Annotated in this window: 16 protein-coding genes and 1 tRNA gene; 9 read left to right on the top strand and 8 right to left on the bottom strand. The window is 49.9% G+C overall.

Annotation, left to right across the window (positions count from 1 at the left end; genetic code table 11):
- Positions 1–835: 835 nt before the first annotated feature.
- From carA to ileS, 6 genes are all read left to right on the top strand, one after another.
- Complete coding sequence (gene carA / locus ACFPVS_RS04250) at positions 836–1,966, top strand: glutamine-hydrolyzing carbamoyl-phosphate synthase small subunit (RefSeq protein ID WP_096296028.1); 1,131 nt, start codon at positions 836–838, stop codon at positions 1,964–1,966.
- Positions 1,967–2,102: 136 nt separating this feature from the next.
- Entirely contained in the window at positions 2,103–3,149 is a 1,047-nt protein-coding gene (locus ACFPVS_RS04245; protein ID WP_378595436.1) for a PTS sugar transporter subunit IIC, read from the top strand.
- 309 nt (positions 3,150–3,458) lie between these two features.
- On the top strand, positions 3,459–3,665 hold the full coding sequence (locus ACFPVS_RS04240) for a hypothetical protein (RefSeq protein WP_232507457.1): 207 nt from the start codon (positions 3,459–3,461) through the stop codon (positions 3,663–3,665).
- A 383-nt stretch (positions 3,666–4,048) separates the two neighbouring features.
- Positions 4,049–4,642, top strand: coding sequence for a hypothetical protein (locus ACFPVS_RS04235; RefSeq protein ID WP_096296029.1), 594 nt, complete (start codon positions 4,049–4,051; stop codon positions 4,640–4,642).
- 86 nt (positions 4,643–4,728) lie between these two features.
- Entirely contained in the window at positions 4,729–7,938 is a 3,210-nt protein-coding gene (carB, locus tag ACFPVS_RS04230) for a carbamoyl-phosphate synthase large subunit (RefSeq protein WP_096296030.1), read from the top strand.
- Between the two features lie 234 nt (positions 7,939–8,172).
- Positions 8,173–10,959 (top strand): isoleucine--tRNA ligase, encoded by a 2,787-nt coding sequence (gene ileS / locus ACFPVS_RS04225; protein ID WP_096295940.1) that lies wholly within the window; start codon positions 8,173–8,175, stop codon positions 10,957–10,959.
- Positions 10,960–11,050: 91 nt separating this feature from the next.
- Here the strand turns inward: ileS and ACFPVS_RS04220 are convergent, their stop codons facing one another.
- Both ACFPVS_RS04220 and ACFPVS_RS04215 read right to left on the bottom strand, forming a co-directional pair.
- On the bottom strand, positions 11,051–12,538 hold the full coding sequence (locus tag ACFPVS_RS04220; RefSeq protein ID WP_378595435.1) for a surface lipoprotein assembly modifier: 1,488 nt from the start codon (positions 12,536–12,538) through the stop codon (positions 11,051–11,053).
- A gap of 114 nt (positions 12,539–12,652) precedes the next feature.
- Complete coding sequence (locus ACFPVS_RS04215; RefSeq protein ID WP_232507452.1) at positions 12,653–14,086, bottom strand: transferrin-binding protein-like solute binding protein; 1,434 nt, start codon at positions 14,084–14,086, stop codon at positions 12,653–12,655.
- Here ACFPVS_RS04215 and ACFPVS_RS04210 point away from each other — a divergent pair.
- From ACFPVS_RS04210 to ispH, 3 genes are all read left to right on the top strand, one after another.
- Positions 14,073–14,414, top strand: coding sequence for a hypothetical protein (locus ACFPVS_RS04210; RefSeq protein WP_123803569.1), 342 nt, complete (start codon positions 14,073–14,075; stop codon positions 14,412–14,414). The two genes, ACFPVS_RS04215 and ACFPVS_RS04210, sit on opposite strands and share 14 nt — an antisense overlap.
- A gap of 296 nt (positions 14,415–14,710) precedes the next feature.
- On the top strand, positions 14,711–15,211 hold the full coding sequence (gene lspA, locus ACFPVS_RS04205; RefSeq protein WP_123803570.1) for a signal peptidase II: 501 nt from the start codon (positions 14,711–14,713) through the stop codon (positions 15,209–15,211).
- A 24-nt stretch (positions 15,212–15,235) separates the two neighbouring features.
- On the top strand, positions 15,236–16,204 hold the full coding sequence (gene ispH / locus ACFPVS_RS04200; RefSeq protein WP_096295941.1) for a 4-hydroxy-3-methylbut-2-enyl diphosphate reductase: 969 nt from the start codon (positions 15,236–15,238) through the stop codon (positions 16,202–16,204).
- A gap of 92 nt (positions 16,205–16,296) precedes the next feature.
- Here the strand turns inward: ispH and yacG are convergent, their stop codons facing one another.
- The 6 genes from yacG to ACFPVS_RS04170 form a co-directional block, all read right to left on the bottom strand.
- On the bottom strand, positions 16,297–16,482 hold the full coding sequence (gene yacG / locus ACFPVS_RS04195) for a DNA gyrase inhibitor YacG (protein ID WP_096295942.1): 186 nt from the start codon (positions 16,480–16,482) through the stop codon (positions 16,297–16,299).
- Positions 16,483–16,484: 2 nt separating this feature from the next.
- On the bottom strand, positions 16,485–17,093 hold the full coding sequence (gene coaE / locus ACFPVS_RS04190; protein ID WP_096295943.1) for a dephospho-CoA kinase: 609 nt from the start codon (positions 17,091–17,093) through the stop codon (positions 16,485–16,487).
- A complete protein-coding gene (locus ACFPVS_RS04185) occupies positions 17,094–17,957 on the bottom strand; it encodes a prepilin peptidase (RefSeq protein WP_096295944.1) in 864 nt (287 codons plus the stop codon).
- 1 nt (position 17,958) lies between these two features.
- Positions 17,959–19,200: a type II secretion system F family protein gene (locus ACFPVS_RS04180; protein WP_096295945.1), complete on the bottom strand. Its 1,242-nt coding sequence runs from the start codon at positions 19,198–19,200 to the stop codon at positions 17,959–17,961.
- 75 nt (positions 19,201–19,275) lie between these two features.
- Complete coding sequence (pilB, locus tag ACFPVS_RS04175; protein ID WP_096295946.1) at positions 19,276–20,955, bottom strand: type IV-A pilus assembly ATPase PilB; 1,680 nt, start codon at positions 20,953–20,955, stop codon at positions 19,276–19,278.
- A 344-nt stretch (positions 20,956–21,299) separates the two neighbouring features.
- A tRNA-Phe gene (locus ACFPVS_RS04170) sits at positions 21,300–21,375 on the bottom strand.
- Positions 21,376–21,430: the final 55 nt, after the last annotated feature.

Genomic DNA, 21,430 nt, shown 5'->3' with positions numbered 1-21,430 from the left:
AGTTTTAACAATATCGTTTTTGTTAGAAAATGCGTTGATTTTAGCATATTTAAATTACATCCCATGAGTGTTCCTGTTGATTTGGCTTGACTTATGACAAAAATGAAACAATCATGCCTTTTTCAGACTAGCAGATATGGTTAACTTTACCCCCAAGCAAAACGTGACCGTACGTTCTATTTGAAAGGCCGTCTGAAAACGTGGAATTTTTACGTAGGTTGGGGCGTGACCCAGCGATTTCTTAAATTTCACGGTTTTGTTGGGTTTGGCAACCCAACCTGCGGCGTTGCCAAAATTTCAAAGGCCGTCTGAAAACTCAAAATGCCGCGGGCTGGACTGGACACCCGCTGCACGCACAATTTTTGGATTTATGGCAGCCGATGGTTTTTAAAGGGATTGTGGTGGGTATGAATACCCACCCTGCCGCTTTTTCGGGTTGGGCAAACATTAGAATTTGCTCCGTTGATTCTTTTCATTATTTTCATGGCATTTGTGTGCGGGAAACGAAACGGCCGTTTATCCTTTTTTCCGTCATCCGCCCTTTTTTAGGCTTGAACGCAACGGCGTTTTCGCTTAGAATACATTGCTTCTACGGCATAAACGGAAATGCCTGAAAAAGCACGTAACGCATGTTCCCCATTGCGCAGCGTGTTTTTTTTTAACCGCATTTTGACGGCGGCGAATATACGGTTATTCGTCCAGGCAGTCTGAAAAAACATATTTAAACTTGCAGCGCGGGCAAATACCGTCCTAAAACGAAGGCCGTCTGAAAAGACGTAACTTTTCAGACGGCCTCATATCAAACATTTCAATCTCAGCAAGACAGGAATCCATCATGACGACTCCGGCACTTTTGGTTCTCGCCGACGGCAGCGTTTTCCGCGGCACATCAATCGGTTATCACGGTTCGACTTCGGGCGAAGTCGTGTTCAACACTTCCATGACCGGCTATCAGGAAATCCTGACCGACCCGTCTTACTGCAAACAAATCGTTACCCTCACCTATCCGCACATCGGCAACACGGGCGCGAACGGCGAAGATACGGAAAGCCGCACCGTTTACGCCGCCGGCCTGATTATCCGCGACCTGCCGCTTTTACACAGCAATTTCCGTGCCGCCGAAAGCCTGCAAGAGTATTTGGTACGCAACCAAACCGTTGCCATCGCCGACATCGATACCCGCCGCCTGACCCGCATTTTGCGTGATAAAGGTGCGCAAGCCGGTGCAATCTTGACCGGCACGGACGCCACCGAAGAAAAAGCGCAAGAATTGATTGCTGCGTTCGGCAGCATGGTGGGGAAGGATTTGGCTAAAGAAGTGACCTGTGCCGAAACCTACGAATGGACGGAAGGTGAATGGAAGCTGGGTCAAGGTTTTGCCACCCCAGAAAAACAGCCTTACCATGTGGTTGTTTATGATTTCGGCGTGAAAACCAATATCCTGCGCATGCTGGCTGAACGCGGCTGCCGCCTGACGGTCGTTCCGGCGCAAACCCCTGCGGCAGATGTGTTGGCCATGAATCCCGACGGCGTGTTCTTATCCAACGGCCCGGGCGACCCTGAGCCTTGCGACTACGCCATCAAAGCAACCCAAGAGATTTTGACCAGTAAAAAACCGGTATTCGGTATTTGCTTGGGTCACCAATTATTGGGCTTGGCAGTGGGTGGCAAAACCCGCAAAATGCCGTTCGGCCACCACGGCGCCAACCATCCGGTGCAAAACCTGGAAAACGGCCGCGTGATGATCACCAGCCAAAACCACGGTTTCGAAGTGGACGCAGACACGCTGCCTGAAAATGTGAAAGTGACCCACCGCTCATTGTTTGACGGCTCGCTGCAAGGCATTGAATTGACCGACCAAGCGGCATTCAGCTTCCAAGGCCACCCTGAAGCCGGCCCGGGCCCGCATGATGTGGCTTATCTGTTTGATAAATTTATCGACAGCTTGAAAACGGCTAAAGCGTAAAGCTGCGTGTTCAGACGGCCTCTAAATGGGATAAAAAAAGGCCGTCTGAAAAATAACAACCCCACCTCAAAATAAATATTAAAACCATTCTGATGGCGGCTTCACGCATATTCAAAGGCCGTCTGAAAAGCCCCTATTGCTTCAGACGGCATGTTCATCAAGAGGAGAAACGAACATCAAATCCCTGCTCGCACAAAAAGACATCGAATTCAGCTTGCGCCGCTACGGTATTGACGCGCTGAACTTCATGGCGCTCGGCCTGTTCGGCTCGCTGATTATCGGCCTGATTTTAAAAACCGTCGGCGGCTGGACAAACCTGCCTTGGCTGGTTGAAATCGGCGGCCAAGCGCAAGCCGGTATGGGGGCGGCCATCGGCGTGGGTGTGGCCTATGCCCTGAAAGCCCCGCCGCTGGTCTTATTCTCCGGCACCATCATCGGCTTGGCCGGTGCGGCACTGGGCGGGCCTGCCGGCTGCTTTATCGCAGTTGCCATCGGCACCGAAACCGGCAAACTGGTGAGCAAAACCACACCGGTTGACATCATCGCTACCCCCGCCGCTACCTTAATCAGCGGCATAGCCGCCTCCCAATTTGTCGGCCCCCTTATCGCCACCGCCATGGCCCAAACCGGCGCGCTGATTATGTGGGCAGTCGAATTGCAGCCTGTGCTGATGGGCATGGTTGTCGCGGTGTTGATGGGCATGATTCTGACCCTGCCCATTTCCAGCGCCGCCATTGCCATCTCCCTGTCACTCAGCGGCCTGGCGGCAGGCGCAGCCACCGTCGGCTGCTGCGCGCAAATGGTCGGTTTCGCCGTGATGGGTTTTAAAGAAAACCGCTGGTCTGGCTTACTCAGCCAAGGCTTGGGCACCAGTATGCTGCAAATGCCGAATATCGTGAAAAACCCGCTGATTTGGATTCCGCCCACACTCAGCGGCGCAATTTTAGGCCCTGTCGCCACCGTCGGCTTTCAAATGAGCAACATCCCCGGCGGCGCGGGTATGGGCACCAGCGGCTTAGTCGGCCAAGCCGGCACCATCAACGCCATGGGCAACGCCCCGACCGTTTGGCTGGGAATTGTGCTGCTGCATTTTGTACTACCTGCGGTTTTAACGCTCATCATCGCCGCGTTTATGCGCAAAAAAGGCTGGATTAAGGATGGGGATTTGAAGCTGGATGTTTGAAATTTCAGACGGCCTTGCTTTTGAATATCAAGGACAACACCGTAGGTTGGGTTGCCAAACCCAACAAAAATGATTGGGCTGAATTTAAAGTAATGATTTGTGGCGCATTGAATCTCAAATTCAAAACACCCAAGCAAATGAAACACAGGAACCGCCATGCGATACCGCCGCGCCTTTACCAGAGGCGGCTGTTTCTTCACCCTTGCCCTGCAAGACACGAAACAAGGTACGCTTGTGCGGCATATTGACGAATTAAGACAGGCATTTCATGCGGTTAAAAAAACGGCATCCTTTTGAAATCATTGCCGTATGCGTTTTACCCGAACACCTGCATTTATTGTCAGGCTGCCTGAAAACGACAGCGGCTGCCCGGTAAGGCTGCGTTTAATCAAAGCCAGATTTCCGCAAGCCATGCCGAAAACCGAAACCGCCTCCCGTCGCGCCTCCGCAAAAACGAACGCGGTATTTGGCAGCGGCATTATTGAAAACACGAAATCCGTGATGAGCGCGATTTGAATACACATATTGATTATATTCATTTCAATCCGTCAAACACGGATATGTAACACGCGTTGCAGATTGTCCGTATTCGTCGTTTCACCGGTATGTGGCAAACGGGATCTTGCCGAAAGATTGGGGGGCAACGGCGCGGAAATTGAAGGAAATCTTGGGGAGTAAAGGTAGATTGGGTTGTCAAACCCAACAAGACCGTTGAATTTTAAGAAATTGTTGGATCATGACCCAACCTACGCAGAAATCCAATGTTTTTTCAGACGGCCTTTGAAACTTCAGCAACACCGTAGGTTGGCTTGCCTAACCCAACGAAACCTTGAATTGAAGAAATTGTTGGGTCATGACCCAACCTGCGCTCAACTCATGAAATAAAGGAGGCTGCTGTAATGAAGTACCTTTTTACGTTTATTCCCTCATTGATACTTTGTGCTTGTACAGCTATCAATACGAAAACCCATACCGAGTGGATACAAAAAGCGGAAATATCATCAGGATCAATAAGTCTTGAAACCCGGCAGGGGAAAAAATTCATGTTTCAAAATAAAGCATTAAAATCAGAACAAGAAAAGTTTGCGGCCTTTACTCAAAAATACCAATCAAAAATTACAGGCAGCTCCCTGCAAGCATATACAGACAACACTGCATATGGTTTTCCAAAAGCTGAAATTCAATATTGGATTTTCCTGAATAAATCATTGCTCAATCCCAAAGAATTAGCAGATTTGCATCAACACTACCAAGCACAAGAAGAAGCCCCTGATAAAATATATGTCCGCTTTTATGCAAAAGATGGATACGTATTGGATTTACGCTATTTTAGTGGCACTTCCCCTTTGGATAACAAATATACCCTATCCCACCCGTTACCCATACAAATCAACGTTAAAGATAAACAGCCCGCACCGGTTGGCAATATGCTGATTATCGGATTTTTCCCATTCATCATGATGTATGGTTGCGCCACCGGTTCATGTATATAAATCGCGTTTTAGTCCTAACCTGTTTTCAGGCAGCCTGAAAAACATTACCCACATAAAAAATCAACTTAAGAAAAGAAAGACCCACTATGCCCAAACGTACCGACCTAAAATCCATCTTAATCATCGGCGCCGGCCCGATTGTCATCGGCCAAGCCTGCGAATTTGACTATTCGGGCGCTCAAGCCTGTAAAGCCTTGCGCGAAGAAGGCTATAAAGTCATTCTGGTGAACTCGAATCCGGCCACCATCATGACCGACCCCGATATGGCCGATGTGACCTACATTGAGCCGATTACTTGGCAGACGGTGGAAAAAATCATCGCCAAAGAGCGCCCTGACGCGGTATTGCCGACCATGGGCGGCCAAACGGCGCTGAACTGTGCGCTGGATTTGGCGCGCAACGGTGTGCTGGCGAAATACAATGTCGAATTGATTGGTGCAACCGAAGATGCCATCGACAAAGCCGAAGACCGCGGCCGCTTTAAAGAAGCAATGGCGAAAATCGGTTTGCATTGCCCGAAATCGTTTGTCTGCCACACCATGAACGAAGCCCTTGCGGCGCAAGAACAAGTCGGCTTCCCCACCCTAATCCGCCCGTCTTTCACCATGGGCGGTTCGGGTGGCGGCATTGCCTACAATAAAGACGAATTTCTGGCGATTTGCGAACGCGGTTTTGACGCTTCGCCCACGCATGAACTGCTGATTGAGCAATCGGTACTCGGCTGGAAAGAGTACGAAATGGAAGTGGTGCGCGACAAAAACGACAACTGCATCATCATCTGTTCGATTGAAAACTTCGACCCGATGGGCGTGCACACCGGCGACTCCATCACCGTTGCCCCTGCGCAAACGCTGACCGACAAAGAATACCAAATCATGCGTAATGCCTCTTTGGCGGTGTTGCGCGAAATCGGCGTGGACACCGGCGGCTCCAACGTTCAATTCGCCATCAATCCTAAAAACGGCGAAATGATTGTGATTGAGATGAACCCGCGCGTATCGCGTTCGTCTGCATTGGCTTCTAAGGCCACCGGCTTCCCGATTGCCAAAGTAGCGGCGAAATTGGCCGTAGGCTTTACTTTGGACGAATTGCAAAACGACATCACCGGCGGCCGCACGCCTGCATCGTTTGAGCCGTCAATCGACTATGTGATTACCAAAATCCCGCGCTTTGCCTTTGAAAAATTCCCCGCCGCCGACGACCGCCTGACCACGCAGATGAAATCCGTAGGCGAAGTGATGGCGATGGGGCGCACCATTCAAGAATCGTTCCAAAAAGCCTTGCGCGGCCTGGAAACGGGTTTGTGCGGTTTTAATCCGCGCTCGGCCGACAAATCGGAAATCCGCCGCGAATTGGCAAATCCCGGCTCTGAACGTATGCTGTTTGTGGCCGATGCCTTCCGCGCCGGTTTCACCATCGCCGAAATCCACGAAATCTGCGCCATCGACCCTTGGTTCTTGGCTCAAATCGAAAACTTGGTGCAAGAAGAGCAAAAAGTTTCAGACGGCCGTTTGGCTGATTTGGACTACGCCGCCCTACGCCGTCTGAAACGCAAAGGCTTCTCCGACAAACGCTTGGCGCAATTATTAAACATCAGCGAAAAAGAAGTGCGCGAACACCGCTATGCCTTGAACCTGCATCCGGTGTACAAACGTGTCGACACCTGCGCGGCCGAATTTGCCACCGACACCGCTTACCTGTATTCGACTTACGAAGAAGAATGCGAAGCGCGCCCGAGTGGCCGCAAAAAAGTGATGATTCTCGGCGGCGGCCCGAACCGCATCGGCCAAGGTATTGAGTTTGACTACTGCTGCGTACACGCCGCTCTGTCGCTGCGCGAATCGGGTTTTGAAACCATCATGGTCAACTGTAACCCCGAAACAGTTTCCACCGATTTTGACACTTCCGACCGCCTGTATTTTGAGCCGCTGACTTTGGAAGACGTGTTGGAAATCGTGCGCAAAGAAAACCCGTGGGGCGTGATTGTGCATTACGGCGGCCAAACCCCGCTGAAACTGGCCAATGCCTTGGTGGAAAACGGCGTAAACATCATCGGCACATCCGCCGACAGCATTGATGCCGCCGAAGACCGCGAACGCTTCCAAAAAGTGCTCAACGAGCTCGGCCTGCGCCAACCGCCGAACCGCACCGCACGCAACGAAGAAGAAGCCCTTGTTTTAGCGGAAGAAATCGGCTATCCGCTGGTGGTACGCCCGTCTTACGTATTGGGCGGCCGCGCCATGCAGGTGGTGCATACCCAAGAACAATTGAAAACCTATATGCGCGAAGCCGTACAGGTTTCCGAAGACAGCCCCGTACTGCTCGACTTCTTCCTGAACAACGCGATTGAAGTAGACGTGGACTGCGTTTCAGACGGCATCAATGTCGTCATCGGCGGCATCATGCAGCACGTTGAACAGGCCGGCATCCATTCGGGCGACTCAGGCTGCTCATTGCCGCCTTATTCGTTGAGCCAAGACATTCAAGACGAAATCCGCCGCCAAACCAAAGCCATGGCCTACGCGCTGAACGTAGTCGGTCTGATGAACGTACAGTTCGCCGTGCAGGACGGCGTGGTGTTCGTCTTGGAAGTGAACCCGCGCGCCTCGCGTACCGTGCCGTTCGTTTCCAAAGCCACTTCCGTGCCGCTCGCCAAAGTCGGCGCGCGCGCCATGGCAGGTATTTCGCTGAAAGAGCAAGGTGTTGAAAAAGAAGTGATTCCCGACTTCTACGCCGTCAAAGAAGCCGTCTTCCCCTTCATCAAATTCCCCGGTGTGGACACCATCTTAGGCCCTGAAATGCGCTCAACTGGCGAAGTGATGGGCGTGGGCGCGAGCTTCGGCGAAGCCTACTACAAAGCGCAGCAGGGCGCAGGCGAACGCTTACCGGACAGCGGCAAAGTCTTCTTGGCCGTGCGCGACGAAGACAAACCGCTGCTGACCAAAACCGCAGAAAACTTCCAAGCCTTGGGCTACGAAATCATCGCCACACGCGGCACCGCAGCCTACTTGAAAGAACAAGGCATTGAAGTCGGCGTGGTGAACAAAGTGCTGGAAGGCCGTCCGCACATCGTTGACGCCATCAAAAACGGCGAAATCGCCTTGGTGGTGAACACCGTGGCCAGCGATCCGCAATCGGTTGCCGACAGCCACAGCATCCGCCGCACCTCCCTGACCCAACGCGTGCCGCAATACACCACCATCGCCGGTGGCGAAGCCATGAGCGAAGGCGCTAAAAGCCGCGATCACTTGGGTGTGTACAGCGTACAGGAATTACATGGCCGTCTGAAAAAATAAGGTAGTGGTTGGATGATAAAAGGCCGTCTGAAAAACATTTCTGCTTTTCAGACGGCCTTTTTTTGTCGGCAAACCGAATTTTTAAAATCATGGAAATATCCCCCCAACCCACACCAAACCCCTTATAAAAACAACACAATTCCGCTACAATAACGCATTACGATTTTTTCAGACGGCCTACCAAGCAAAAGGCCGTCTGAAACCCAATTACACCATATAAATCCGAGAACAAACATGACCGATTACAGCAAAACCGTCAACCTGCTTGAAAGCCCGTTCCCAATGCGCGGCAATCTGGCCAAACGCGAACCTGCATGGCTTAAAAGCTGGTACGAACAAAAACGCTACCAAAAATTGCGCGACAAAACCAAAGGTCGCCCGAAATTCGTTCTGCACGATGGCCCGCCGTATGCCAACGGTGACATCCACATCGGTCATGCCGTCAACAAAATTCTGAAAGACATCATCATCCGCAGCAAGACCCAAGCCGGTTTCGATGCGCCTTATGTGCCCGGCTGGGACTGCCACGGCCTGCCGATTGAAGTGATGGTGGAAAAACTGCACGGCAAAGACATGCCTAAAGCACGTTTCCGCGAATTGTGCCGCGAATATGCCGCCGAACAAATCGCCCGCCAGAAAAAAGACTTCATCCGCTTGGGCGTATTGGGTGATTGGGACAATCCTTACCTGACCATGGATTTCCAAACCGAAGCCGACACCGTGCGCACTTTGGGTGAAATCTACAAAGCCGGTTATCTGTACCGCGGTGCCAAACCGGTGCAATTCTGTTTGGATTGCGGCTCATCATTGGCCGAAGCCGAAGTAGAATACAAAGACAAAATTTCCCCTGCCATCGATGTGGCTTATCTGTTTAAAGACAACGCAGCATTGGCCAAAGCCTTCGGCGTGAACAGTATTGACGGCGAAGCCTTCGCCGTGATTTGGACCACCACTCCGTGGACGCTGCCGGCGAGCCAAGCGATTTCTGCCGGCGCAGAAGTCGTGTACCAACTGATTGCCACCGACAAAGGCCATTTGGTCTTGGCCAAAGATTTGGCGGAAGACGCGCTGAAACGCTACGGCCTTTCAGACGGCATAACCGTCGTGGCCGAAACCACCGGCGCGCATTTGGAAAACCTGCATTTGAATCATCCGTTTATCGGCCGCGACATTCTGATGCTCAACGGCGCCCACGTGACCACCGATGCCGGCACGGGCTTGGTACACACCGCCCCTGCCCACGGTTTGGAAGACTACACCGTCTGCAACCAATACGGCATCGAGCTGTATAACCCTGTCAACGGCGAAGGCCGCTACATCGGCGAAGTGCCGCGTGTGGCCGGGCTGACCGTCTGGGAAGCCAATCCGGTGATTATCGAGTGGCTGCAAGAAAACAACCGTTTATTGTGCAACACCAAGCTGGAACACAGCTACGCCCACTGCTGGCGCCACAAAACCCCGCTGATTTACCGCGCCACCGGCCAATGGTTTATCGGCATGGACAAACCGGGTGCCGACGGCAAAACCTTGCGCGGCAATGCCATGAAAGCGGTGGACGACACCGAATTTTTCCCGTCATGGGGCCGTGCGCGTTTGCAGGCAATGATTGAAGGCCGTCCGGACTGGGTGATTTCGCGACAACGCTACTGGGGCACACCGATGACTTTCTTTGTGCACAAAGAAAGCGGCGAATTGCACCCGAATTCGGCCGAATTGCTGGAACAAGTGACGCAACGCATTGAAGCAACAGGCATTGAAGCTTGGTTTTCGCTGGATAAAAGCGAATTGCTGAGCGCGGAAGATTGCGGGCAATACGACAAACTGACCGACACGATGGATGTCTGGTTCGATTCAGGCTCAACCCACTATTCCGTATTAAAACAACGCGAAGAATTGGCGTGGCCGGCGGATTTGTATCTGGAAGGCAACGACCAGCACCGCGGCTGGTTCCAATCGTCTATGCTCACCGGCTGCGCCGCCATGGGTCGTGCACCTTACAAGCAATTACTGACCCACGGTTTCGTGGTCGATCAAAACGGCCGAAAGATGTCGAAATCCATCGGCAACGTAGTCGCGCCGCAAGAAGTGTACAACGAATTCGGCGCCGACATTCTTCGCTTGTGGGCTGCTTCCACCGATTATTCAGGCGAACTGGCGATTTCCAAAGAAATCCTCAAACGCGTGACCGAAAGCTACCGCCGCATCCGCAATACTTTGAGCTTCCTGTTTGCCAATTTGTCGGATTTCAACCCGTTTGAACACACCGTACCGCAAGACCAAATGGTCGAGCTTGACCGCTATGCACTGATTTTGGCGCGCCAACTGCAAGAACGCGTGGCCGGCGATTACTACCCGCGCTATGCCTTCCACTTTGCCGTGAAAGACATGGTGTCGTTCTGCTCGGAAGACTTGGGCGCGTTCTACTTGGATATTTTGAAAGACCGCCTGTACACCACCCAAGCCGACAGCCACGCCCGCCGCAGCGCGCAAACCGCCCTGTACCACATCACCCGCAGCCTGGTGCTGCTGATTGCGCCGGTATTGTGTTTCACCGGTGAAGAAGCTTGGGACATCATCGGCGGCGGCGAAGAAGACAGCGTCTTGTTCCACACATGGCACGAATTCCCGCCGATTAACGAAAAAGCCGAAGCCGAAATCGTGAAAAAGTGGGCGGCCGTGCGCGAAGTGCGCGAAGCCGTCACCGCTGCGATTGAGCCGCTGCGTACCGACAAAACCGTCGGTTCTTCACTGCAAGCCGAAGTCGACATTCACGCACCGGAAACATTGGCAGGCTATCTGAAAGCCTTGGGCGAAGAATTGCGCTTTGCCCTGCTGGTTTCCAAAGCCAACGTGCACAAAGCCGACGAGTTGAGCGTGACCGCCCAAGCCAGCAACGGCGAAAAATGCGAACGCTGCTGGCACTACACTGACGACATCGGCAGCGTAGCAGGCCATGCCACCGTGTGCAAACGCTGCGCCGATAATGTCGATGGCAAAGGCGAAGAGCGGTATTACGCTTAACGCCTGCCAACAATTAATTTAAAACAATTAATTTAACCGGCAAATAAACCAAAGGCCGTCTGAAAAATATTTGTTTCAGACGGCCTTTCGATTAAAACGTCTTGCCCAATTCAATAAACATACGGCTTTTACCGTATTCGTAGAATTTATCGTTGCTCAGGTTTTTGTGATGCGACACCGTCAGCCTAGGGGTAATGCCTTTGAAATGCACTCCACGATGCCACAGCGACAAGGTTGCACCCAATTCCTTATCCTGCCGTTTGTCGCCATTGCTGAAAAAGCTTGCATCATCATAATTCCGTTTGGCAGCATTCAGTTGCAGACGGCTCGACAAACCGCCCTGCCATTCCTGCCCCCATGCCACACGCAAGCCATAACGGCTGAAGCTTTCCGACTCATCATCTTTATTGCGTTCGCGATACCAATCCGCACCTGCCAGCCAATATTGGCGGGCATTGGCATAATACACCAGTGAGGTGCTGAACAAACGGCTTTGGTTATCCGAATCCGCACGGCGGGTATTTTTCAGACGGCCAAATTCCGCCGCCGTTAAGGTTTGGATTTTCGGCGTATGCCAGCGGTTCCAATGCAGACGCACACCGCCGGTGTAAGTATAAGGGTCGTTGCCGTAAAAACGCCGCTCGAGAAAAGGCGTCACTCCCGCATCGGTACGCTGGTCGGCATGACCGATTCCGGCAGATACCCGGCCTATTAAATCGTTATAAGTGGTGTGGTTGGGATAAACTTTACCGTACACATCCGCGCCGGCCGTGGCATACCAACCTTTAGGCAGCGACCATTTTTTTTCGGTGCCGGCTTGATAATTGACGGCGGCCGCATCAATCGGCGCATTGAATGTCCATCCGCGGAAACAATCGTCATCAGGTTGGATTTGTCTGGCCGCGACGCATTGCTCCTCCCCCAACTGCCCGCCCAAACGGCGTTGACGTGGTGCCTGATTGATATTCTGCTCGCGGGTAATGTTCAGCGATGCATTAAACTGCCACGAATCGCGATCACGCAAAGCCTTGCGGTAGGCTTTGATTTCATTTTTCACCGCTTCAGGCATGTCTTCGCTCTGCAAACGGTCGAATTGATCGGCTGCCGCTTCGTTCTGCTTATCTTCAAACAAGGCTTTGGCCAACTGTAAGCGCACCATCGGCGCATTCGGATTGTCGGCAATAAATTCACGGTACACGCTCACCGCTTCCCCCGCCTTACCTTCGCCCTGCGCCAACAAACCGCGCGCATAACGCGCCATAGGCTGATCGTGTTGCGGCCACTTCTCATAAATCGGCAACACTGCCTTGATACCGGCAATATTCTGTGCCACCACCGCCGAATACATTGCACGCTCCAGCAATTCCGTATTGGCCAATAATATTTCCTCATCGACCTGCAATACTTTTTCAGACGGCTTGGCTGCTTCTTTCACATGCACAGGAATTTCCGGCGTTTGCGGCTCTGCCACATTGATTTTTAATTCCACTTCCGTCCGCGGTTCAGACGGCCTGACCGCATCCGCCGCAAATCCCGCCGCAGGAAACAGCAGCCAACTCAACATTATTGTTTTTTTCATAATTTAAACCAACACTTCCCCAAATACTGCCATATATTTACGCCAAGTATACCTCATCTTCAGACAAACAGGCCGTCTGAAACTTTTTCAGACGGCCTGTCTTCAGCTTAAAGGTTATTGGCGCTTCGCACCGTAGCCACCGATCAACTGCTCGGTATCGGCCGCATTCTTCAGGCCGTAAGTACCGCCGATTTCAGCAGCATTGGCACCGTAGAATTTACCGTTTAAATCACCGCTTAAGCCGTTAGTGGTTTTTGCATTGCCTACAAAGTGGTTAGCATTGCCCCAGGCAGCAGTACCTTTGATATTGTAGCCAGCTGCAGCGGTACTGGTACGTACGCTGTTATTCAGACTGTGAACCTGAGAGTTCAAGGTTTCAAAACGTACGCCTTTTTTAGCAAAATCAACCACAGCTTTGACATCAGCAGTTAACTGACGCTGTTTTCCACCTTCAACCAAATAGGCAGTAGTCAAACCGTTATACGTTGCTGTACCGTTGGCTGGCAGGCTGCCGAATACGGTTTCATCACCTAAGGTTTGATATCCATGAATCACGCCATTTTTCGGGTCGGTGTGATACGCAAAAGTTTGATAAGTCCAACCAGCCGCCGCCGGATCGTGCATCACAATACGGGCACCGTCAGAGAACTGTACAATATATACACCGTCGAATTTTTTATCAAACACCAAACCGTTTTTATCTTTTTTGATGTAGGCAATTCCATCAACTGAACTTTCCACACCGTTAGCCAATTGGGGACGTGCTGTCATGTAAGCATCGTAAAGCGGCTGCCATTTGGCAATTTCCTTTTGGGCTGCTTGACGTGCTGCCTCATCTTTTGCTGATTCCAGTGCTTTTTTGGCTGATTCGATTGCTTGATAAGCTTCTTCAATTGAGGCATCGAAACTTGCCGTACCGGTAGCAAATTTACTGCCTTTAGGCAAACCGGCATGTGTACTGACGTCAGATTTCGAAATACCGCCGGAATAGGCCTTGGCAATCATTGAATATGGCGTAGTAAAATTAACAGTAGTAGCGTTACCCGCAGCTGTGCTGTTATTAATCACCACTCCGTCCAACTTCACTTCTTGATTGGCATTCGACGCCAAAGAGCTAATCAAACCGCCTTGATTGGTCGTAAAATCATTTTGACCATCGATTTTACGCAATTGAATGTTCGGGTTGTTTTGTTGTGCTGCGGCTGATTCGATAAAATCGGTGTGCAGCGGAGTCGGCAGGTTGAGCGCAGCCAACGGGCTATGGTCGGTTACCAATTGCGCAGACAGCTTGTCGAGTTTGGACTTCTCAGCTGTAGTAATCAATGTTTTCTGCTGTTCATTCAAAGCATTGAACGCTTGCTGTGCTTCAGTCAAGGCTTTCTCTTCCTCAGCAGTGTCGACATCCTTGGCTGAGTCGGGTAAAGCTGAAATTTTCTTCTTTAATATATCTACTGCCGCATCTGCTTCCTGAATCACCGCTCCATCAGAAGACTTACTTCCTTCCGCCGCTGTTTTCACAGCTTCTGCCACTGCTTTGAGCTTATCCAAAGTCTCTTATACCGACCAGCTGTTTAGAAGCATCAGAAAGGCTGTTATAAGCGTTAATAACGGCAGCCACTGCCTCGGCATCGGCAGCAGTAAGCTCTTCTACTGGCTTCAACGCAGCAGCTTTGCCAATCACGCTGCGCGCACTGGTGGCATATTTACCAATTCCGTACTAGGTGAGCTACCGCCGCCACCGCAAGCCGACAACAACGCCGCACTAACAGCAGTAAATAAAATGGTTTTAATCCTGATATTTTTCAACATGAAAACTCCCTGTAATGGTATCTTTAAAAAAGGGTTAGCCTGTGAGCGTACTTATTTTCCAAGCTGATTGTTATGCATAAAAAATAAACAATTTGAAATATTTTTTTACATTTCATAAAGAACTTTTTTCTCATTCTTTGATTTTTGTTTTACTTATACGACAACAATATTAGTCATAAGATGCTCCATAATCAAATTTACTGGGATTTTAAATATTTATTTATCTCAAAACGGATTTTCCAACCTACAGATTACGCATTTTCTTGCTTCATCCTCCCTGTTTCAGACGCATTGATTTTGCCCACCTTAGCTTTACTTTCGGGTAAAATACTCTCTTTTACCGACTTCAGGCCTTCTGAAAACATGAGTTCTAAAATTCCTTATCTTCTGCTGGCTTTGGCGGCAATCATACTGGACCAAATCAGTAAATTTTGGACACTGGCGAATTTCCGCTATCAGGAACGCTTCAATATCATTCCCGATTTTTTCGATTGGACACTGGTATTCAATCCGGGGGCGGCGTTCAGCTTTTTGGCCGATCAGGGGGGCTGGCAGAAATATTTCTTTTTAACGCTGGCTCTGGTCATCATCGGCTACTTGTGGCGCGGCATTGTGAAAAACGATTTTGCGCGCTGGGGAAAAATCGGTGCGGCGATGATTATCGGCGGCGCAATCGGCAACGCCATCGACCGTGTGATTCACGGCCATGTGGTTGATTTTCTACTGTTTTATTGGCAAGATTGGCATTATCCTGCGTTTAACATTGCCGACAGTTTTATCTGCGTGGGCGCGGTATTGTTAATATTAGATGGCTTTTCAAGCAAACATAAAAAGGATACTGCGGCAGAGAATCAGGCCGTCTGAAACTGAATTTTTCGGAATACACACATGACAAACAAAACCATTATGCTGGCCAATCCGCGCGGCTTCTGTGCCGGCGTTGACCGCGCTATTGAAATCGTAGAGCGGGCGCTGGAAGAATACGGCGCGCCGATTTATGTGCGCCATGAAGTCGTGCATAATAAATTCGTGGTCGATAACCTGCGTGACAAAGGCGCAATTTTTATTGAAGAATTATCGGAAGTACCGGCCGGTGCCACGCTGATTTATTCAGCGCACGGTGTCTCGAAGGCCGTGCAGGGCGAAGCGGTTGCGCGCGGTTTCCGTGTGTTTGATGCCACTTGCCCGCTGGTTACGAAAGTGCATAAAGAAGTGGCGCGGCTGGATGAGCAGGATTATCAAATCATCATGATCGGCCACAAAGGCCATGTCGAAGTGGAAGGTACGATGGGGCAACTGCCACCCGGCAAAATGCTGCTGGTCGAAACGGTCGAAGATGTGGCCTTGCTGGAAGTGGCCAACCCCGACAAGCTGGCTTATGTAAGTCAAACGACTTTATCGGTGGACGAAACGAAAGACATCATCGAAGCACTGAATACGCGTTTCCCCAACATCCGCAACCCGCACAAAGAAGATATTTGCTATGCCACCACCAACCGTCAAAAAGCGGTGAAAGATTTGGCAGCCGAATGCGATATTGTGATTGTGGTCGGTTCGCCTAATTCATCGAACAGTAACCGTTTACGCGAAGTGGCGGCGGTGCGCGGCGTAGATGCATATATGGTTGACAACGCCAGCTATCTGCAGAAAGAATGGTTCAACGGCAAAACCAAAGTCGGCGTGACAGCAGGTGCATCGGCGCCGGAAGTGTTGGTGCAGGAAGTCTTGCAAACCATCCAATCTTGGGGACATGACACCGTGCATGAAGGCGAAGGCACCGAAGAAAGCATTGTGTTTGTACTACCGAAAGAATTGCGTCGCGAAGGCGAAAACAAGCAGATTTTGAATAAGGGTTAATTTATTTTTAGAATAACAAAGGCCGTCTGAAAGATTATCTTTCAGACGGCCTTTGTTACCTCTTTGTTACCTTCGGTATGTTATTGATTCGTTTATTTCAATAAATCCGACAAACTATCATCTTCAACCGCTTCGACACTGTAACGCTCTTCTGCCCACTCGCCTAAATCAATCAGCTTGCAACGACGGCTGCAAAACGGACGGTATTTGCTTTCACTGCTCCAAATAACCGACGTTTGGCAGGTCGGGCATTTAACGATGGTGATGTGCTCATTCATATTCAGACTGCCTTAAGTGTGTGCAGATAATAACGATGCAAACGCTGGATTTTTTCAGCTAAATTGTTCAGACTGCCGTCATTTTTAACCACATCATCAGCATGCAGCAACCGTTCGCGACGTGGTGCTTGGCTAGCCATAATACGGCGGATTTCATCTTCGCTCAAGCCGCTACGCTGTTTGACACGCTCGATTTGGGTGGCTTCATCCACATCTATTACCAACACGCGTTGCACCAAAGCAAGAAACGGCGGCTTTTCCACCAACAGCGGCACATCGATGATACCGTAAATTTTATCCGGATACTGCGCTTGTTGCAGGCGGATTTCTGCCAATATCAGCGGAAATATCAAAGCTTCAAGTATGGCTTTGGTTTGAGACCGTCTGAACACTTCATCACGCAACGCAGCACGATTCAGACGACCTTCACTTTCAAATACATGCTCACCAATGGTTTCACGGATGGCAGGCAGTACTTTACCATTATCTGCCGTCAGGCTGCGGCTAAGTGCATCAGCATCAATATGCGGTACACACAGCGCGACGAATTCTGCGGCAGCTTGCGACTTTCCACTGCCGATACCGCCTGTCAATCCCACCCAAACCGTCATTTAAAATCCTGATTTCATTAGCCACCATTGAATCAATTGGTGAATCGGTTCACTGGCAATGAAAATAACCCATCCTGCCACCGCCAAGCTTGGGCCGAACGCAAATTGCTGCCCTTTGCCGACACGTGATAAAAGCGCGACGATAATGCCGATTAAGGCCGCCATAAACACCAATACCGGCAACACCCCGACACCCAGCCATGCACCCAGTGCAGCCAATAATTTAAAGTCGCCGCCACCCATGCCGATTTTGCCGGTTAAGAGTTTATAGACATAACACAGCAGCCACAAACTCATATAACCGCAAACCGCGCCCAGCACCGCTGATTGCAGCGTGGTAAATGCGCCGTTGAAGTTATACAGCAAGCCCAACCACACCAGCGACAAGGTCAGAGAATCGGGCAGATATTGGGTATCGTAGTCGATAAAGGTCAGTGCAATCAGCATAGCGGTGAAAATCAAGCCGCCAAACGTCAACCACGACCAGCCGTATTGCCACGCTACCACACTGAATAAAACGCCCGTGAGCAATTCCACTAAGGGATAACGGATACTGATGGGTGTTTTGCACGAACTGCATTTACCGCCCAACAGCAAATAACTGACAATCGGAATATTCTGCCAGGCCTTCACCGGTGCGTGACATTTCGGACAGCGCGAATCCGGTTTCGACAACGTAAACGGTGCTTCTTCTTCGGCTGTTAGCGGCAAATTTAAATGTTCTTTAGCAAATTGCGTCCAGCCCCGCTCCATCATTACCGGAACGCGGTAAATGACCACATTCAAAAAACTGCCGATCAACAAACCGAAAATCACAGTCAAAGGTAGAACAAATGGTGCTAATTGATTCCAAATTTCCAACATCTTAGCCCACCACGTTGCCCAAGTTGAACAAAGGCAGGTACATGGCCACCAGTAATATACCGATTAACGAACCCAACACCACCATGATAATCGGCTCCATCAATGACGATAATTGGGCAACGGCATTGTCGACTTCGTCTTCATAAAACTCAGCCGCTTTGTTCAACATATCGTCTAAAGAACCTGATTCCTCACCAATGGCGGCCATCTGAATCACCATATTGGGGAACATTTCGGTTGTCTGCATACTGGAAGTCAGCGACAAACCTTGTGTGACTTTGGCACGGATGTCTTGTGTGGCTTCTTCGTAAAGAATATTGCCGGACGCACCTGCCACCGACTCCAATACTTCTACCAGCGGCACACCCGCGGCAAACAAGGTGGAAGTGGTGCGCGACCAGCGTGCAATCGTGGCCTTTTTCACAATCGAACCGAAAATTGGCAGCTTGAGCAACATGGCATCAACACGTTTTTGAAAAGCCGGTGATTTTTGGCGCAGCTTGTAAAGACCGAAAATCATCAGAATCAGGACGATAATCATGATCCAACCGTACGCGACAAAAAAGTCGGAAATATTCATCACAACTTGGGTCAGCCACGGCAGTTCCGCGCCCATGCCGCTGTATACTTCTTTAAAGGCAGGCAGTACAAACATCATCATCACAAACATCAACACCACAGCCACCACCACAATCGAAATCGGATAGGTAAGTGCAGATTTGACTTTTTTCTTAATGGCTTGCGTTTTCTCTTTATATACTGCCAATTTATCCAACAAGCCTTCCAATACACCGCCGGTTTCGCCTGCCGCCACCAAATTACAGTAGAAACGGTCGAAATATTTAGGGTGTTTGGCAAAAGCTTTACCTAATGCACTCCCCTGCTCGACATCGGCACGGATTTGCATCAGCATCTGCGTCATGGAAGGATTAGAATGGCCACGCGCCACGATTTCAAAAGCCTGCATCAAAGGCAGACCGGCTTTCATCATGGTCGCCAATTGACGGGTAAATACGGTGATGTCTTCTTGCGTAATGCGGCGCTTGCGTACTGCTTTCACCTTACTGATACGCAACGGGCGGATACCGCGACGCTGAAGCTTTTTACGCGCTTCTTCTTCGTCTTTCGCCACCACTTCACCACGAACCACTTGATCAGTATTGGTATTTTTACCTTCAAATGTAAAACGTTTACCTTTGCTCTTTTGGGCGAACAAGCCCTTTTTTTGCTCTTCTTGAGCCATAATTTAATTACCCCTTAATTTCATATGAGAAAAAATGAGAAACACAATTCCCCTTGCTTTTCCCATTCTTAAAAATTAGTCATTGGTGTGAGCCGTTACTTCTTCCAACGAAGTTAAACCCTGCATCACTTTCAATAGACCTGCACGGCGCAAATCCACCATACCTTCTTGATAAGCCATGTTTTGAATATCGACTTCCGTACCGTTATTCATAATGACACGCTGCATTTCTTCGGTAATCGGCATTACTTCATACACGCCGACACGACCTTTGAAACCCTTGCCACGACAACTGTCGCAACCGACAGGGCGGTACATTTGCCAATCTTTGGCCAAATCTTCATCGGTAAAACCGGCTTTTTTCAATGCCGGCACCGGCGGGCGCTCAATCGCTTTTTTGCAGTTTGGACACAAGCGACGCAACAAACGCTGCGCCATAATCAAACTCACCGAGCTGGCGATATTAAATGGCGCCACCCCCATATTCAACATACGCGACAAAGTTGCCGGTGCATTATTGGTATGCAATGTCGAGAACACCATATGGCCGGTTTGCGCCGCTTTAATCGCAATATCTGCAGTTTCCAAGTCACGAATCTCACCGACCATAATGATATCCGGATCCTGACGCAGGAAAGATTTCAGCGCGGCCGCAAAGGTCAGACCCTGTTTGTCATTGACGTTGACCTGATTAATCCCCGGCAAGTTGATCTCGGCAGGGTCTTCTGCCGTGGAAATATTCACATCTTCGGTATTTAGAATATTTAAACAGGTATAAAGCGAAACAGTTTTACCCGAGCCGGTAGGGCCGGTCACCAGCACCATACCGTAAGGGCGATGAATAGCTTCAAGCAGCATTTCTTTTTGGAATGGCTCAAAGCCCAATTGGTCGATATTCAATGTAGTGGCATCCGAATTCAGGATACGCATTACCACTTTTTCACCGAACAAAGTCGGCAAGGTGCTCACACGGAAGTCAATCGGACGGCCATGTTTATGAAAAGCAATCTGAATACGGCCGTCTTGCGGTACACGTTTTTCAGAGATATCCAAACGCGCCATCACTTTAATACGCGATGCCAACTGGCCGCGCACGGCAACTGGCGGCTGTACCACTTCACGCAACTGTCCATCAACACGGAAACGCACGCGTGCCATTTGTTCGTAAAATTCAAAATGGATATCCGATGCGCCGGCATTCAAGGCATCAGACAATGTTTTATGAATAAAACGCGGAATCGGGCCGTCTTCCGCTTCTTCATTGTCGATATACAGCGCTTGCGATGGTTGGGAAGATTCCTGCTCTTGGGTGATTTCTTTCAAAATGGTGGTCGAGCGTTGACCAATCCATTCCAGCAAAGAACTTAACTGGTCATGCGGCACCACCACCAAATCAACGGAAATACCTAAAGAAAAAGCGATTTTTTGGAAATTTTGAATCTGGGTCGGATCAGACACCGCCAAATAAACCTTACGGCCTCGGCGGAAAATCGGCACACATCGGTTTTGCACCATCTGCTCTTCAGTCAAAACATCCGTCAACACATGACTGCGCGGATAATGATGCAAATCCAGTAAAGGATAGCTGAACACACGCGCCACCAGCTCACCAAGGGCTTTGGGAGAAATCACACCATCATCAAAAAGCATCGACATAATGTCTTTATGCGCTTTAATCGCCGCTTGATAATGTTCTGCCTGAGTAGGCGTAATCGTTTGACTTTGCACCAATACGCGCAGTAATCCGACACTCATTTTGACCTGATCCGTTCTTAGCAAAGCATCATCCCTGAGCTTTGCTATGTGTTTAATTATGAATACCCTAAAACCTCCGGCGGCCTTTTGTTTTCCCTTTTACCTTTACCGGTCAGAAGTGGGTCATTTATTTACGTTTAATGTTATGTTTATTGTTTTATTCAATATGCGTTTGTTATTATAAAACAAGCTGAGCCAGTCTCAAACCTGCTTTTGAAATTGTATCAACAATTAGAAACTATTTCACAACAGATATAATGTTTGAACTGCTACGTACAAAAAGGCCGGATAATTTCCGGCCTTTTCAAATTTTTTAGATAAAAAAATAACCGCTAGAGCGGTTTTGGTGGCCAGAGGCGGGATCGAACCGCCGACACACGGATTTTCAATCCGTTGCTCTACCAACTGAGCTATCTGGCCTTCTCGTCTTTTGTTGCGAGATGTTTATTAAACCAAAAACACCGCCTTCACGCAA

This window comes from Neisseria weixii (genome assembly GCF_042658245.1).
In the GTDB taxonomy this organism is placed as follows: Bacteria; Pseudomonadota; Gammaproteobacteria; order Burkholderiales; family Neisseriaceae; genus Neisseria; species Neisseria weixii.
The sequence above is the reverse complement of the archived record's forward strand: the minus strand, read 5'-3'. Positions and strand labels throughout refer to the sequence as shown.